Source organism: Rhodococcus chondri (assembly GCF_036327435.1).
GTDB classification, from domain to species: Bacteria; Actinomycetota; Actinomycetes; order Mycobacteriales; family Mycobacteriaceae; genus Rhodococcus; species Rhodococcus chondri.
Genome location: NZ_JAUZMZ010000015.1, coordinates 1 through 15,419 on the forward strand (window position 1 = coordinate 1; position 15,419 = coordinate 15,419).

At 66.5% G+C, this 15,419-nt stretch carries 17 protein-coding genes; 16 read left to right on the forward strand and 1 reads right to left on the reverse strand.

Annotated features, from left to right (window positions below; genetic code table 11):
* Positions 1 to 322, forward strand: a 322-nt coding sequence (locus Q8814_RS04495; RefSeq protein WP_330150817.1) for a TilS substrate-binding domain-containing protein, incomplete at its 5' end; no start/stop codon positions are given.
* 15 nt (positions 323 to 337) lie between these two features.
* The gene (gene hpt / locus Q8814_RS04500; protein ID WP_330150818.1) at positions 338 to 892 is read left to right on the forward strand and encodes a hypoxanthine phosphoribosyltransferase; all 555 of its coding nucleotides are present in this window, start codon (positions 338 to 340) and stop codon (positions 890 to 892) included.
* Here hpt and Q8814_RS04505 read toward each other — a convergent pair.
* Entirely contained in the window at positions 889 to 2,874 is a 1,986-nt protein-coding gene (locus Q8814_RS04505) for a serine/threonine-protein kinase (RefSeq protein WP_330150819.1), read from the reverse strand. The genes hpt and Q8814_RS04505 overlap by 4 nt on opposite strands.
* Before the next feature lie 261 nt (positions 2,875 to 3,135).
* Between Q8814_RS04505 and ftsH the strand changes: the two genes are divergently transcribed.
* From ftsH to Q8814_RS04575, 14 genes are all read left to right on the forward strand, one after another.
* Entirely contained in the window at positions 3,136 to 5,541 is a 2,406-nt protein-coding gene (gene ftsH / locus Q8814_RS04510) for an ATP-dependent zinc metalloprotease FtsH (protein WP_330150820.1), read from the forward strand.
* Between the two features lie 40 nt (positions 5,542 to 5,581).
* Positions 5,582 to 6,250 (forward strand): GTP cyclohydrolase I FolE, encoded by a 669-nt coding sequence (folE, locus tag Q8814_RS04515; RefSeq protein WP_408015831.1) that lies wholly within the window; start codon positions 5,582 to 5,584, stop codon positions 6,248 to 6,250.
* A gap of 32 nt (positions 6,251 to 6,282) precedes the next feature.
* On the forward strand, positions 6,283 to 7,104 hold the full coding sequence (gene folP, locus Q8814_RS04520; RefSeq protein ID WP_330150861.1) for a dihydropteroate synthase: 822 nt from the start codon (positions 6,283 to 6,285) through the stop codon (positions 7,102 to 7,104).
* The gene (folB, locus tag Q8814_RS04525; RefSeq protein ID WP_330150822.1) at positions 7,101 to 7,469 is read left to right on the forward strand and encodes a dihydroneopterin aldolase; all 369 of its coding nucleotides are present in this window, start codon (positions 7,101 to 7,103) and stop codon (positions 7,467 to 7,469) included. Before folP ends, folB begins: the two co-directional genes overlap by 4 nt.
* Complete coding sequence (gene folK, locus Q8814_RS04530; protein WP_330150823.1) at positions 7,466 to 8,035, forward strand: 2-amino-4-hydroxy-6-hydroxymethyldihydropteridine diphosphokinase; 570 nt, start codon at positions 7,466 to 7,468, stop codon at positions 8,033 to 8,035. The genes folB and folK overlap by 4 nt, the downstream gene beginning before the upstream one ends.
* Positions 8,029 to 8,511, forward strand: coding sequence for a DUF3180 domain-containing protein (locus Q8814_RS04535; RefSeq protein WP_330150824.1), 483 nt, complete (start codon positions 8,029 to 8,031; stop codon positions 8,509 to 8,511). Before folK ends, Q8814_RS04535 begins: the two co-directional genes overlap by 7 nt.
* A gap of 77 nt (positions 8,512 to 8,588) precedes the next feature.
* A complete protein-coding gene (locus Q8814_RS04540) occupies positions 8,589 to 9,356 on the forward strand; it encodes a DUF6779 domain-containing protein (protein ID WP_330150825.1) in 768 nt (255 codons plus the stop codon).
* A gap of 135 nt (positions 9,357 to 9,491) precedes the next feature.
* Positions 9,492 to 10,427: a Rossmann-like and DUF2520 domain-containing protein gene (locus tag Q8814_RS04545; RefSeq protein WP_330150826.1), complete on the forward strand. Its 936-nt coding sequence runs from the start codon at positions 9,492 to 9,494 to the stop codon at positions 10,425 to 10,427.
* Positions 10,420 to 11,358, forward strand: coding sequence for a pantoate--beta-alanine ligase (gene panC / locus Q8814_RS04550; protein WP_330150827.1), 939 nt, complete (start codon positions 10,420 to 10,422; stop codon positions 11,356 to 11,358). Before Q8814_RS04545 ends, panC begins: the two co-directional genes overlap by 8 nt.
* Before the next feature lie 37 nt (positions 11,359 to 11,395).
* Complete coding sequence (panD, locus tag Q8814_RS04555) at positions 11,396 to 11,833, forward strand: aspartate 1-decarboxylase (protein ID WP_330150828.1); 438 nt, start codon at positions 11,396 to 11,398, stop codon at positions 11,831 to 11,833.
* A 2-nt stretch (positions 11,834 to 11,835) separates the two neighbouring features.
* On the forward strand, positions 11,836 to 12,699 hold the full coding sequence (locus Q8814_RS04560; RefSeq protein WP_330150829.1) for a type III pantothenate kinase: 864 nt from the start codon (positions 11,836 to 11,838) through the stop codon (positions 12,697 to 12,699).
* Between the two features lie 90 nt (positions 12,700 to 12,789).
* A complete protein-coding gene (locus Q8814_RS04565) occupies positions 12,790 to 13,248 on the forward strand; it encodes a rhodanese-like domain-containing protein (protein ID WP_330150830.1) in 459 nt (152 codons plus the stop codon).
* Between the two features lie 66 nt (positions 13,249 to 13,314).
* Positions 13,315 to 14,826: a lysine--tRNA ligase gene (gene lysS, locus Q8814_RS04570; RefSeq protein WP_330150831.1), complete on the forward strand. Its 1,512-nt coding sequence runs from the start codon at positions 13,315 to 13,317 to the stop codon at positions 14,824 to 14,826.
* A gap of 103 nt (positions 14,827 to 14,929) precedes the next feature.
* Positions 14,930 to 15,286: a histone-like nucleoid-structuring protein Lsr2 gene (locus Q8814_RS04575; protein WP_330150832.1), complete on the forward strand. Its 357-nt coding sequence runs from the start codon at positions 14,930 to 14,932 to the stop codon at positions 15,284 to 15,286.
* Positions 15,287 to 15,419 lie beyond the last annotated feature (133 nt).

Sequence of the window (15,419 nt, forward strand, 5' to 3'; positions counted from 1 at the left end):
GGACGGGGATGCCCTCGATGCGGCGGCGGACGCCCTGCTCGCGAGCGCCCGCGACGACTCCGGCCCGGCCGTCGACGTGCTGTCGAGTGCCGCGCCCGCGCTGCGGCGGCGTGCGGTGCGACAGTGGCTGCTCGACGAGGGTGTCTCGGCCCCGCCCAACCGGACCCTACGCGCGATCGACGATCTGGTGGCGGCCTGGCGCGGACAGGGGCCTGTCGCGGTGGGCGGAGGTCCACGTCCGGGCGTCAGGTTGGTCGTGTCGCGTCGGCGTGGCAGGCTGAACCTGGATTTCGTCGACCAGCAGAGGTGTGCGGACGACTGACGGAAGGTAGGACCGGTGTACGAGAACGACATAGCGTCGGTGTTGATCTCCGAAGAGGAGATCAAGCAGCGCACGACCGAACTGGCGCAGTCCGTCGCGAAGCGGTACCCGGTGGGTGCACCCGAGGGCGATCTGCTGCTCATCGGCGTGCTGAAGGGCGCGATCTTCTTCATGACCGACTTCGCCCGGGCCCTGCCCATCCCGACGCAGATGGAGTTCATGGCCGTCAGCTCGTACGGGTCGTCCACGTCCTCGTCGGGCGTGGTGCGCATTCTCAAGGACCTCGACAAGGACATCGCGGGCCGTCACGTCCTCATCGTCGAGGACATCATCGATTCCGGTCTCACCCTGTCGTGGCTGATGCGCAACCTGTCGCAGCGCAACCCGGCGTCGCTCGAGGTCGTCACCCTGCTGCGCAAGCCCGACGCCGTCAAGATCGACGTGGATGTCGCGGACGTCGGCTTCGACATTCCCAACGAGTTCGTGGTCGGCTACGGACTCGACTACGACGAGCGCTATCGCGACCTGCCGTACATCGGCACCCTGCATCCGAAGGTGTACAGCAGCTAATCCCATCCCTCGGTGACCTGCCTGACCGCCACCGACCGCTGGAGGGCTTCGAGGTCCTGCTCCATGAGCCGGAACAGCCAGTAGACCAGGACGAACGCGACGATGCTGCCCACCGACAGCACCCGTACCGCAACCTGCACCTGCGGGATCTCCTCGATCGTGAGGAATGTCGAACCGGCGACCGCGGCCAGCGGAACGGCCGCGGCGAGTGCAAGGTAGCGGACACTGCGCCGGTGCAGGCCCTCGAGTTCGCGGGCGTCGGTGGCGTCTGTCGCGCCGTGCGGCAGGAACGCCGGATACAGCGAGCGCACCATGTAGAACGCCACGAAGAAGAACGGGTACGCGACGGCGATCGCGCCGCACACCACGATGGACGCGACGAAGTGGGTGATCGCCCGACCGTCGAGGTCCCCGGTGATCTGCTGAATGATCACCGGGAACGCGATGCCCGAGATAACCCACAGCGCCATCACCACCACGATGACGCGGTCGGCGAGCAGCAGCGCATCGTGTCTGGCGCGGGCGAGTTCGACCGCGCTGTACGTGCGGCCGCGGTGCAGTCCGCGCGGCACCGTGATCACCCGGCGTCCGAAGTACACGATGACCGCGGTTCCGAGAGGAAAGACGGTGGCGTTGATGATCAGCGCGATCATCTCGAACAGTGCCTGCGAGTCGGGTGGCAGGCGGTCGACGATCAGCGTCGCGTTGTGCTGGTAGTTGTACAGGGCGCCGAGAATGTTCGGGATACCGATCGCGGCCGCCAGCACCGGCACCACCGGCCGTCGCAGGCGTGCCCGCCAGCTTCGCGCCGGAGGATCGACCAGGGCCCGCGCCCGGGCGTCGAGGCACAGATCGAACTGCTGCGCGAGGTCGGTGCCCGACGCCCACCGATCCGCCGGCCGGGGCGACAGGCACCGCACGAGAACGCGGCACAGCGACGGGGGACAGTCCGCCGGCAGTTGCGCGAGTGCCGCCTCACCCGGAGCGGTCCCTCGTCTCTGCAGCATCGAGTCGAGTGCGGTGACCGTGGGAGCGTCCGGGTCGAGGGCACCGCCCTCGGCGTCGTCCGGTCTGCTGCCGGTGAGCAGTTCCCACAGCATCACCCCGAGGGCGTAGATGTCGCTGCGGGTATCGAGTTCTGCCGCGTTTCCCGGCAGGTTCGGGTGACACGCCTCGAGTTGTTCCGGCGACATGTACGCCAGGGATCCGCCCAGATAGGCCACAGGAGAGCTGTTGTCGACGGTTTCGGCGAAGCTGATGTTGAAGTCGGCCAGTTTGGGGACGCCCTCGGCGGTCAGGAGAACGTTCGCGGGTTTGATGTCGCGATGCAGGACGCCGCGTCCGTCCGCGTAGTCCAGGGCTTCGGCAAGGCGTCGTCCGAGCCACGCCACGGTCTCCGGCCAGCTCAGCGCCCCGATCTCCAGTCGCACGGTGGAATCGGTCGGACGAATCTCCCCCTTTTCCCGCAGTGCGTCGTCGACGGCGTCGATCAGCAGCCGGCCGCTGCGCTGCTCGGCCGGTGTGCCACGGACCTTGTTGAGCACCCGCAGCAACGTGCCCCCCGGCATGTACTGCATGTAAAGCAGGCGAAGTCCGTGCTCGGGAAGGATCCTCTGGTCGAAGACGCGCACGATGTAGTCGTGGTCCAGTTGCGCGAGGGTCTGTGCCTCGCTGCCGCGATTCCGGGAGATCTTCACGGCCACCAGCCGTTGCATCGACACCTGGCGGGCCAGGAACACCCGGCCGAAGGCTCCCGCGCCGAGTGTCGTGAGCAGGTGGAAGTCGTCGATGCGCTCTCCCGCGTGCACGTCGTCGACGGTTGCGGGTTCGTCCGAGGGAAAGGGGTCGGTGACGGCCGGTGCCGTGCGTGTCAACGGAGGATTCTCGAAGGTCGCGGCGGTCGGCGCCATATCGGTCGCTGCGGTATCGGACGTCTTCGTCGGATCTGCAGCGACCGTGGGGTCCGGCTCCTGCGTGGCCATGGCGAATCATACCCACGTGCGGCATGCCCTCCGCAGGTGAAGCGGCACGTTCGGGCTTCGCCGCAGCCACGACTCCCGAGCCGGGTGGGAACTTCGGGGCATGTCCCGAACGTTGAGTGTCAGGGTAGGACCGCGCGCAGGCACACGGTCGTTCCCACGCGGTAACCTTGCGGTGCCCGGTTTGTCACCGGGCGAGTAGGGCACGAGCACCGCACAGATGACCGCACTATCGAAAGGACCGGCCGGCCGGGCCGAACCTGTATGAACCGCAAGACAGTGTTCCGTAATCTGGCGATAGTTGCCGGCATCCTGTTGGTCATTTACGCCTTCAGCTACTTCGGCGACGACACACGCGGCTTCACGAAGGTCGATACGTCCGTCGCGATCGCGCAGCTCGATGCCCAGAATGTCACCGAGGCCCGCATCGACGACCGCGAGCAGCAGGTCCGTCTGTGGCTCGAGAACGGCACCGACACCACCGAGGGCAGCACCGAGATCATCGCCAAGTATCCGGAGGCCGCCTCCGAGCAGGTCTTCGACAAGGTGGCCGCGTCGGGCGCAGAGAAATTCGACACGCAGGTCACGCAGGAGAGCTGGCTGACCTCCATCCTGCTGTTCGTCCTGCCGATGATCATCCTGCTCGGTGTCTTCTTCTTCGTCATGAGCCGCATGCAGGGCGGTGGCCGCGGCGGCATGATGGGCTTCGGCAAGTCGAAGGCCAAGCAGCTGTCGAAGGACATGCCCAAGACGACGTTCGCCGACGTCGCCGGCGCGAACGAAGCCGTCGAAGAGCTCTACGAAATCAAGGACTTCCTGCAGAATCCTGCCCGCTACCAGGCGCTGGGCGCGAAGATCCCCAAGGGTGTGCTGCTGTACGGCCCGCCCGGAACGGGCAAGACCTTGCTGGCGCGCGCGGTCGCCGGCGAAGCGGGCGTGCCCTTCTTCACGATCTCCGGTTCGGACTTCGTCGAGATGTTCGTCGGTGTCGGCGCCTCTCGTGTGCGCGACCTGTTCGAGCAGGCCAAGCAGAACAGTCCCTGCATCATCTTCGTCGACGAGATCGACGCGGTCGGGCGGCAACGCGGCGCCGGACTGGGCGGCGGCCACGACGAACGCGAGCAGACCCTCAACCAGTTGCTGGTCGAGATGGACGGTTTCGGCGACCGGCAGGGCATCATCCTCATTGCCGCCACCAACCGACCCGACATCCTGGACCCGGCGCTGCTGCGCCCCGGCCGTTTCGACCGGCAGATCCCCGTCAGCAACCCTGACCTCGCAGGTCGCCGCGCGATTCTGGCCGTGCATTCGAAGGGCAAGCCGATCGACGCGAACGCGGATCTCAACGGTCTCGCGAAGCGCACCGTCGGCATGTCCGGCGCCGATCTCGCGAACGTCGTCAACGAGGCTGCGCTGCTCACCGCCCGCGAGAACGGCACCGTGATCACCGAGGCGATCCTCGAAGAATCCGTCGATCGCGTGATCGGCGGCCCCCGCCGCAAGAGCCGCATCATCAGCGAGCACGAGAAGAAGATCACCGCTTACCACGAAGGCGGGCACACCCTGGCCGCGTGGGCGATGCCCGACATCGAGCCGGTCTACAAGGTCACGATCCTGGCGCGGGGCCGCACCGGCGGCCACGCGATGACGGTGCCCGAGGACGACAAGGGTTTGATGACCCGGTCGGAGATGATCGCACGCCTGGTGATGGCCATGGGTGGTCGTGCCGCCGAGGAACTGGTGTTCCGGGAGCCCACGACCGGCGCGTCGTCCGATATCGATCAGGCGACCAAGATCGCTCGCGCGATGGTCACCGAGTACGGCATGAGCGCGAAACTCGGTGCGGTGCGCTACGGGCAGGAACAGGGCGATCCGTTCCTGGGCCGTTCCATGGGCATGCAGTCCGACTACTCGCACGAGGTCGCGCGCGAGATCGACGAGGAAGTGCGCAACCTCATCGAGGCCGCCCACACCGAGGCATGGTCGATCCTCAACGAGTACCGCGACGCCCTCGACCTGCTCGCCGGTGAACTGCTCGAACACGAGACCCTCACCCGCAAGGACCTCGAACGGATTCTGGCCTCCGTCGACAAGCGTCCGCGCATCACAGCGTTCAACGACTTCGGTGAGCGAGTTCCGTCGGACAAGCCGCCGATCAAGACGCCGCGCGAACTCGCTCTCGAACGCGGCGAGCCGTGGCCGCCCGAGCAGGCGCAGCCGTCGCTCGAAAAGCAGCCCCAGCCCCAGCCACAGGCGCAGTACCCGCCGCAGCAGTACCCGCCTCAGGGTTCCGCGCCGCGGCCGCAGTACCAGCCTGCAGGGCCGGGCAACGGATATTCCGCACCGCAGCCTCCTACGGCCGCGCCGTCGCCGACGGCCCCACAGCCGGTGCCTTCCTCCGAGCCCCTGCCCGGCTTTCCGTCGCAGCCCCCGAATCAGGGTGGTCCACGGCACGCCACCCGGCCCGATTACGGTGCACCTGCCGGATGGTCGGCACCCGGATGGCCTCCGCAGGATCCGGCGGGAGAACAGCGCGGCTCGTACTCGGGTTACCCGGATTGGTCCCGCACCGGACCGTCCGAGCAGCCCGGCGAGCCCCGCGACGAAGACCGCCCGGCGCCGGAACCGCCGCCGACACAGCCCTGGGAGGGGCCGTCCGGGCAGCGTTGACGGCACCGTCCGGCAACGCCGAGTTCGAAGTCAACGAAGAGTGGAGGACGGTCGGGTGTCGGTAAACCACCTGAATACCAAGGCGATTCCCGGCTCGAAAGATCTCGATGGGGCAGAGTCGCTGAGCTTGTCGTCGGGCCGGGAGTTCGATCAGAACCGGGCCGAGGCGGCAGTACGCGAGTTGCTGATCGCCGTCGGTGAAGATCCGGAGCGCGAGGGTCTGCGCGAGACCCCGGCACGAGTCGCCAGGGCCTACCGCGAAGTGTTCGCCGGTCTGTTCACCGACCCCGACGAGGTTCTCAACACGACCTTCGACGAGGGACATCAAGAACTGGTACTGGTGCGCGACATCCCGATGTACTCGACATGCGAGCACCACCTCGTCTCGTTCCACGGTGTTGCGCACGTCGGGTACATCCCCGGTCCCACCGGGCGTGTCACCGGATTGTCGAAGCTCGCCCGGCTGGTCGATCTGTATGCGAAGCGCCCGCAGGTGCAGGAGCGTCTGACCAGCCAGGTCGCCGATGCGCTCATGCGCAAACTCGAGCCGCGCGGCGCGATCGTCGTGGTCGAAGCGGAACATCTGTGCATGGCCATGCGGGGCATCCGCAAGCCCGGGGCCAGCACCACGACCTCGGCCGTGCGTGGCCTGTTCCAGACCAGTTCGGCGTCGCGGGCCGAAGCCTTGGACCTCATTCTCCGCCGGTGAGTGCGCTCCTGAAAGCGCCGGCGCCTGTCGTGATGGGCGTACTCAACGTGACCAGCGATTCGTTCTCCGACGGGGGTCGCTACCTGGACCGGGACACCGCGATCGCCCGTGGGCTCGAGCTTCGAGCGCTCGGCGTCGACATCGTCGATGTCGGCGGCGAATCGACCCGTCCCGGTGCAGTGCGCGTGGATGCGGAGGTCGAAGCCGGCCGGGTCGTGCCTGTAATCGAGGCATTGACGCAGGAAGGCATCCCCACGAGTGTGGACACGATGCGTGCGTCCGTGGCCGAGGCTGCCATCGCGGCCGGAGTGACGATCATCAATGATGTGTCCGGGGGTCGTGCCGATCCCGCCATGGCACCGACCGTCGCATCCGCCGGGATCCCCTGGATCCTCATGCACTGGCGTCCCAGTGGAGGGTTCGTGCACGCCGGAGGCTCGACGCACTACGACGACGTGGTCCGCGAGGTCTGCGACGAGTTGCTCACCCAGGTCGACGTCGCCCTCGCGGCGGGTGTCGACCCGAAGAACCTGGTCCTCGACCCGGGGCTCGGTTTCGTGAAACAGGCCGATCACAACTGGGAGCTGCTCAATCGCCTCCCGGAAATGATCGATCTCGGATTCCCCGTGTTGATCGGAGCATCCCGCAAGCGTTTCCTCGGGTCGCTGCTCGCCGACCCGGACGGCACCGTCCGTCCGCCGGCCGGTCGTGAGGTGGCGACCGCGGTGGTGTCGGCGCTCGCCGCGACGCACGGCGCGTGGGGAGTGCGCGTGCACGACGTGCGGGCGTCGCGCGACGCCCTGGCCGTGGTCCAGGCGTGGCAGCAGGGACATTCGAAGGGGGTACGGGTGTGAGCGACCGCATCGAACTGCGCGGCCTGCGCGTGCGCGGCAATCACGGTGTCTTCGACCACGAGAAGCGCGACGGTCAGGATTTCCTGATAGATATCACGGCGTGGCTCGACCTTGCGCCTGCCGCGCGCAGCGATGCGCTCGGCGACACCCTGCACTACGGCGTACTCGCCGAACGGGCGGCGGCGATCGTCGCGGGCCCGGCTCGCGACCTGATCGAGACGGTGGCCGGAGAGATCGCCGCCGACGTACTCACTGATCAGCGGGTCGCGCGTGTCGAGGTGACGGTGCACAAGCCGTCCGCCCCGATTGCCCTGACGTTCTCCGACGTGGCCGTCGTCGTCGACCGGAGCCGGAGCGACGTATGAGCCGGGCGGTGTTGTCCATCGGTTCGAATATCGGAGATCGGTTCGCTCACCTGCAGTCGGTCGTCGACACGCTCGGCCCCCGGGTCGTTGCGGTGTCGGCGGTGTACTCGACTGCGCCGTGGGGTGGGGTCGAACAGCAGGACTTCCTCAACGCCGTCGTGGTCGCCGAGGACTCGACCCGGTCCGCGCACGACTGGCTGCTGCTCGGCCGGGAACTCGAGGCTGCCGCGGACAGGGTGCGTGTGCAGCGATGGGGTCCGCGGAGTCTCGATGTCGATATCCTCACTTGCTGTGACGCCGCAGGCGAAGTGCGCAGCGACGACCCCGAACTGACCTTGCCGCACCCGCGTGCGCATCAGCGGGCCTTCGTTCTGGTGCCGTGGCTCGACGTCGAAGGCGATGGGGAACTGACCGTCGGCGGGGTTCGACGGCGCCTCGCCGACCTGCTCGCCGAACTCGATCCCGCCGAACGCGGTGGTGTGCGGCGCTGTGACCTGTCGCTGTCCGCTCCCACACTGTCCGCTCCCACACCACCGGATGCATCGGGCCGGAGGCGCGAGTGCTGAGACCGACCCGGATCCGCGATCTGCTCGGGCTGGCACTGCTCGCTGCTGTCGTGGCGTGGCTGCTGATCCGCAGTATGTACGGGTCGTTGCCGCCGATACCGGTCTACGCCGGCGCGTCGCTCTACCCGGTCGCCGCTCTCGAGGTGGTGCTGGCATTCATGATCCGGTCCCGCGTCGGAAAGCACGAGATCGGTGACGGCCCGAGGCAGCTCCACCCGATCACAGCCGCGCGTGCCGTCGCGCTGGCCAAGGCATCGGCACTCGTCGGTGCGGCGAGCGCGGGAGTCTGGAGCGGATTCCTGCTGTTCCTGATGCCTCAGCGCGCTGTGGTGCAGGCTGCGGCGGAAGACACCTCCGGGGTGCTCGTCGGGGCGTTCGCGGGTGTCGCGCTCGTCGCGGCCGCCCTGTGGCTCGAACACTGCTGTAAGACGCCGGAAGATCCGGATGAACCGTCCGGAGGCGACCCCGCCACCTGAGCGGAGCGCCGCAGCGGCGGGTCGATGCCGGTCTTTTCCCGGGCCCCGCGCCACACTCGACCAGTACCCTGGTGCACATGGTGTTTCCGGGGCGAGGCAGAGAGAATCGTCGTCCGTGGCGCAGCCCCAGTTCGGTGATTGTGGCGGGTCTGCTCGGACTGGCCATGGTGGCTTCCCTGCTGCTGGTGTTCAGCGAGAGCGTGCAGCTTCTCCGGGTTGCCGTCGTCGTCGCGCTGTGGGCGGCCACTGTGGGAGCCATCGCGATGACGAAGTATCGCCGTGAATCGGCACTCGACAAGGCGAAGGCCGACGACCTGAAAACGGTGTACGAACTGCAGCTCGAACGGGAAATTTCGGCCCGGCGTGAATACGAGCTGACTCTCGAAGAGAAGGTGCGCACCGAACTGCGGATCGACGCCGACGAAATGGCAGCTCTGCGTACGGAACTCGTAGCGCTGCGCAGAAATCTCGAGGCGCTGTTCGAGGGAAAGCTCCCGGTCGACGCTGTCGCATTACAGACCGGCGCCGACCGCGCGCGCGAACTGGGCGGCGCCACCCGGGTCACGGCGCCCCGGCCGTCGGGTCCCGCCTTCGCCTCCCCGGACGACGAACCACTCACCGCCGAGACGACTGCCGTGTCGTCCGAGCAGAACGAGAAGCCGTCCGACGCGGCCGAGGAAACGATCGCTGCCGGAGCCACGGAAACCGGCGGCACGACACCTGCGGCAGAGGACGACGAGCCCACCGGACGACGGGGCCGCCGCCGTGCGGACGAGTCCGGTGGCGGCCACACGAAGGGGCGTAGCGTCGCCGAGATTCTCGCGGCGCTCTCGGCAGACCGCTGATCAGGACGAACATACACGCCGCATGAGGCGCAGATCACGTTCGGTCGGCATGGCCCCGATGGAACGCTGCACGCTATTCTCGGGCAGAACGTCTGGTACCCGCACTGCGGGACTGGAACGAACGAGAGGACTCCCGTGAATTCCTTCGGGATCACAAATGCGCCTGCCCCTGCGCGTCTGACGATCGGCATCGTCTCCGCCGGCCGCGTCGGCACCGCCATCGGTGCGGCGCTCGAACAGGTCGGCCATGTCGTGGCGGCATGCTCGGCAGTCTCCGAGGCTTCCAAGCATCGGGCCCGCACGCGTCTGCCCGAATCCCGCATCCTTCCGGTCGACGAAGTCGCGGCGCACTGCGAGTTGCTCGTTCTGGCCGTCCCGGACTCCGAACTGAACGAGCTGATCCGCGGTCTCGCCGCTACCGGCGTGGTGCCCCGCGGAACATTGGTCGTGCACACTTCCGGCGCGCACGGCGTCGGTATCCTCGCGCCGCTCACCGAACTGGGCGCGACTCCGCTGGCCATTCACCCCGCGATGACCTTCACCGGGCACGACGAAGACACCGCTCGACTCGCGTCGACCTGTTTCGGCATCACCGCCGCGGACGAGATCGGCTATGCCGTCGCGCAGTCACTGGTCCTCGAGATCGGCGGAGAGCCGGTCCGGGTTTCGGAGGAGATGCGCCCGCTCTATCACGCGGCCCTCGCTCATGGCAGCAATCACCTGGTCACGCTGGTGGCCGACGCTGTCGAGGCTCTCCGCGTCGCGCTCGAAGGTCAGGAACTTCTCGGCCAGCAGGTCGTCGACAGCGCTCCCGGCGGTGTCGCCGAGCGTGTCCTGCAACCGCTTCTCACCGCGGCACTCGACAATGTGCTGCGCCGCGGACCGTCCGCGCTGACCGGTCCGGTCGCGCGAGGCGATGCGGAGGCGGTCGCCACACATCTGCGGGTCCTGGCCGACGTCGACCCGCGGATCGCCGCGGGATATCGCGCACTGTCGTTGCGGTCGGCGCAGCGCACCGGTTCGAAGCCGGAACTGATGGAGATCCTCGAAGGGGCTGATCACGGTGAGTGACGCAGGACAGGGCGGATACGCGCGCGGGGAGCTGACCGTTCACCATGACCCCGCGGCGCTGACGAAGGTCACGAGGGCACTGCGTGCGGTCGGACGGACCGTTGCCCTGGTACCGACCATGGGTGCTCTCCATTCGGGGCACATGGAGCTGGTGCGGCAGGCCAAGCTGACCGGCGCGGTCGTGGTCGTGTCGATTTTCGTCAATCCCCTGCAATTCGGTGCCGGCGAGGATCTCGACGCGTACCCGCGAACCGTGGACGCCGACCTCGAGCTGCTGCGCGAGGCGGGAGTCGAGCTGGTGTTGGTGCCCTCGGTGGCCGCGATGTACCCGAACGGGCAGCGCACCATGATCCATCCCGGCCCGCTCGGCGCGGAGCTCGAGGGTGCCTCGCGTCCTACCCACTTCGCGGGCATGCTCACCGTGGTCGCGAAGCTGCTGCAGATCGTCGGTCCCAACGCCGCCTACTTCGGTGAAAAGGATTACCAGCAACTGACGCTGATCCGGCAGATGGTTGCCGATCTGAATTTCGACATCCGCATCGTCGGGGTTCCCACCGTGCGCGAGGCAGACGGGATGGCGTTGTCGTCGCGCAACCGCTATCTGGGTGAGGACGAACGCGAGATCGCGACGGCGTTGTCGGCGGCGCTGGTCGCCGGAGCGCACGCGGCCGCCGGGGGATCGGACGCGATCCTGTCGGCCGCGCGTGATGTCCTCGCGTCCGCGCCGGACATCGACGTCGACTATCTGGAACTGCGCGGAGTCGATCTCGGGCCGGCCCCGGAGCGCGGTGACGGCCGGCTGCTGATCGCCGCGCGTCTCGGTACCACCCGGCTCATCGACAACGTCGGGGTCGCGGTGGGTACCGGATTCCTCGAGCGCGCGACCGGGCCCGTGGACCCGAACACCGAAGACGACCTGCTGACCCGCTGATCGAGCAAGAGAAGAACAGAAAGAGCTGAGGCCGAACATGTTTCGTACCATGATGAAGTCGAAGATCCACCGCGCGACCGTGACGCACGCGGACCTGCACTATGTCGGTTCGGTGACGGTCGACCAGGACCTCATGGATGCGGCGGATCTGCTCGAAGGTGAGCAGGTGTGCATCGTCGACATCGACAACGGCAATCGTCTCGAAACGTACGTCATCGCCGGCGAGCGCGGTTCGGGAATCATCGGAATCAACGGTGCTGCAGCGCGTCTCGTCAGCCCCGGCGATCTCGTCATCCTCATTGCCTACGGCGTGATGAACGAGCAGGAATGTAAGGACTACAGTCCGGCCGTGGTCTTCGTCGACGCGGACAACCGGCAGGTCGAGCTCGGAAACGATCCCGCGCACGCGCCCGAGGGGTCCGGTCTGATCACCCCCCGCATGCTCGCCACGCTCGAGTCCCCCTCGTTGGTTTAGCGGTGCTCCTCACGGTCGACGTCCGGAACACCAATATCGTTCTGGGCTTGTTCACCGGCAGTGGTTCGCATGCGAAATTGCTGCAGGACTGGCGTGTTCGAACCGATCCGCGGATGACGGCCGACGAACTCGCGTTGCTCTTCCGCGGGTTGCTGGGCCGCGACGCGGAGCAGATCACCGGTGTCGCCGCGTTGTCCACCGTGCCGTCGGTGCTCCGTGAACTACGCGTGATGCTCGCGCGCTATTGGGACACGGTTCCGCACGTGGTCGTCGAACCGGGGGTGCGTACGGGCGTGCCGTTGCTCGTCGACAACCCGAAAGAGGTCGGTGCCGACCGTATCGTCAACAGCCTCGCTGCCCACCACTTCTATGGAAGTCCGTGCATCGTCGTAGATTTCGGCACCTCGACCTGTGTGGACGTCGTGTCGGGCAAAGGCGAATTTCTCGGTGGCGCAATCGCTCCCGGGGTCGAAATCTCCATGGATGCGCTGGCCTCACGGTCGGCTGCGTTGCGCAAGGTCGAACTCGCGCGTCCCCGCGGAGTTCTCGGCAAGAACACCGTCGAATGCATGCAGGCCGGCGCGGTTTTCGGATTCGCCGGAATGGTGGACGGACTCGTGCGCCGGGTGTGTGCCGAAGTCCCCGGTTTCGCCGGATCCGATGTCGCCGTGATCGGCACGGGCGACAGTGCGCCGCTGATCATGCACGAGTCCCGCACCCTCGAACATCACGAGCCGGATCTGACCCTCGAAGGGTTGCGTCTGGTGTACGAGAGGAATCTGGCGCGCCGGGCGGCGCGTGGCGGTGCTGCCGGCAACTTCCGCGGTGGCTCCGGGGATTCCGTCGGTAGCGATTCTGTGTCATAATTTTCGCCATGATCCGCTGCATGAGTGCCCAGGAGTGTTGTCGAGGCTGACGTCCGCCTCGACCGATAACACTTTCCTGGGAGTTTTCTCATGCGCGCTGCGCTCATTTCTTCGGCACCTGCTTCTGTATCTTCCACCGCTCCGGTAGCGCTGTATCCGCTCGCTGTCGAGCGCACCTACGCCACCGAGCTGGCCGCCGCCGTCACCCGCGGCGCCGTGGTGATCGACATTCGTACCCACGCCCAGCGCGCCCTTCAGGGGACTCTACCCGGCGCGCTGGCAATCGACACGGATCTGGTGGCCGAACGGCTCGATCCGACTCGTCCGGGTCGGCTCGCCGTCGCGGTCGATCACCACGTCGAGTGGATCCTCGTGTCGGCAGAGGGCTCCGATTCCCACCGCACGGTTACCGACCTGCATCAGCGTGGTTTGCGGGGGGTCACCCACCTGGTCGGTGGATACGCGGCGATCCGGGCTGCCGGGATGGTCGAGGCGGTCACCGAGGCCCGGCACATCGCGGAAGACGTGGCTCGCGTCACCGCTCACTGACCTCTCGCACGTGCGGGTGGTATCGGCGGCATATCCGTCCAGGGGTTTCGGATAGTCTGGTTACCCGTGAGTGATGCCAGCGTTCAGCAGCCCGACGATACCCCCGAACAGATCAGGGTCCGCCGCGAAAAGCGCGAACGACTCCTCGCCCAGGGCAAGGACGCGTACCCCGTGGTGGTGCCGCGCACTCACACACTCGCGGAAATCCGTGCCAAGTATCCGGATCTCGAACCCGACACCACGACCGGCGAGCAGGTCGACGTCGTGGGCCGGGTCATGTTCTTCCGTAACACCGGGAAGTTGTGCTTCGCGACGCTGCAGGAAGGCGACGGTACCCAACTCCAGGTCATGATCAGTCTGGCCGGTGTCGGCGAGGAGTCCCTGGCCGCATGGAAAGCGGACGTCGATCTCGGCGATTTCGTCTCGGTACACGGTGAGGTCATCAGCTCCCGCCGCGGCGAACTCAGTGTCATGGCCGATTCGTGGAACATGGCGGCGAAGGCCCTGCGCCCGCTGCCGGTTGCACACAAGGAGATGAGCGAGGAGTCGCGGGTCCGGCAACGGTATGTCGACCTCATCGTGCGGCCAGAGGCCAGGCAGAACGCCCGTACGCGCGTCGCGGTCGTTCGTGAACTGCGTGACGCACTCGAGCGGCGCGGCTTCCTCGAGGTCGAGACACCCATGCTGCAGACGCTGCACGGTGGTGCGGCCGCGCGGCCGTTCGTCACGCACTCGAACGCGCTGGATCTGGATCTGTATCTGCGAATCGCGCCGGAGTTGTTCCTCAAGCGGTGCGTCGTCGGCGGCATCGACAAGGTCTTCGAAATCAACCGCAATTTCCGTAACGAGGGTGCCGACTCGACGCACTCGCCGGAATTCGCGATGCTCGAGACCTACGAGGCGTACGGGACATACGACGATTCGGCGCTCATGATCCGCGAGATGGTCCAGGAGATTGCCCTGGCGGTCTTCGGCAACCACGTCGTCACGCTCGCCGACGGCACCGAATACAACTTCGGTGGGGAATGGAAAACCCTCGAAATGTACCCGTCGCTGTCGCAGGCGATCGGCACCGAGGTGACTCCCGACACGACACTCGACGAATTGGTCGCGCTCGCCGGGCAGGTCGGCCTCGATATTCCCGAGGGGAAAGGCTGGGGTCACGGCAAACTGGTCGAGGAACTGTGGGAGCACATGTGCGGCGACCAGCTGTACGAGCCCACGTTTGTGCGCGATTTCCCCGTCGAGACCTCGCCGCTGACACGCGATCACCGGAGTATGCGTGGCGTGACTGAAAAGTGGGATCTCTATGTCCGGGGCTTCGAACTCGCGACGGGCTATTCGGAACTCGTGGATCCCGTGATTCAGCGTGAGCGCTTCGTCGATCAGGCGCGGCTGGCGTCCGCCGGCGACGACGAGGCCATGGTTCTCGACGAGGACTTTCTCGCGGCGATGGAACAGGGTATGCCGCCGACGACGGGCACCGGAATGGGAATCGATCGATTGCTGATGGCGCTCACCGGTCTGGGAATCCGGGAAACAATCCTGTTCCCAATTGTTCGCCCCACGAGCCGGTAATTCAAAGCGTTATCGGTCGTATTGCCATGCGTTAATTCCCCTGTATCGTAGTTCTCGTCCCGTGGGGGGAAGCGCGTTTCTTCATTCGAGAGGATTTGCACACATGGCAAAGAAGGTCACCGTCACCCTGATCGACGATGTCGACCAGGAGACGACTGCGGACGAATCTGTGGAGTTCGGGCTCGACGGTGTCACTTACGAGATCGACCTGTCGGAGGACAACGCGACCAAGTTGCGCGAGCAGTTGGATTACTGGATCGAGCATGCGCGAAAGGTGGGCGGTCGCAAGCGCAGCAAGGTGACTCCTGCCGTGCCGGTCGGTCGTAAGGGAGTTCGCGGAGCCTCGGATCGTGAGCAGACCGCGGCCATTCGAGAATGGGCCCGCAACAACGATCTCGCTGTTTCGGCCCGCGGTCGTATCTCGGCCGAAATTGTCGAGGCATACAACAAGGCGCACTGAGGTATCGACGCCGGTCACTACGGCGTCCATCGGGTGCGGGGCGATATCTGAAATTTATTCACGTGGATATCACCCCGCACTTGTCGTCTGCGGGCTAATTGTGAGCGGAAACACCGCCCGGACCGTTCTGCGA

Bases quoted from the DNA above. Each gene is read 5' to 3' on its own strand.
- panD (WP_330150828.1), top strand. From the start codon at position 11,396: ATGTTTCGTACCATGATGAAGTCGAAGATCCACCGCGCGACCGTGACG.
- folK (WP_330150823.1), top strand. From the start codon at position 7,466: ATGAGCCGGGCGGTGTTGTCCATCGGTTCGAATATCGGAGATCGGTTC.
- Q8814_RS04540 (WP_330150825.1), top strand. From the start codon at position 8,589: ATGGTGTTTCCGGGGCGAGGCAGAGAGAATCGTCGTCCGTGGCGCAGC.
- Q8814_RS04505 (WP_330150819.1), bottom strand. From the start codon at position 2,874: ATGGCCACGCAGGAGCCGGACCCCACGGTCGCTGCAGATCCGACGAAG.
- ftsH (WP_330150820.1), top strand. From the start codon at position 3,136: ATGAACCGCAAGACAGTGTTCCGTAATCTGGCGATAGTTGCCGGCATC.
- folP (WP_330150861.1), top strand. From the start codon at position 6,283: ATGGGCGTACTCAACGTGACCAGCGATTCGTTCTCCGACGGGGGTCGC.
- Q8814_RS04565 (WP_330150830.1), top strand. From the start codon at position 12,790: ATGCGCGCTGCGCTCATTTCTTCGGCACCTGCTTCTGTATCTTCCACC.
- Q8814_RS04575 (WP_330150832.1), top strand. From the start codon at position 14,930: ATGGCAAAGAAGGTCACCGTCACCCTGATCGACGATGTCGACCAGGAG.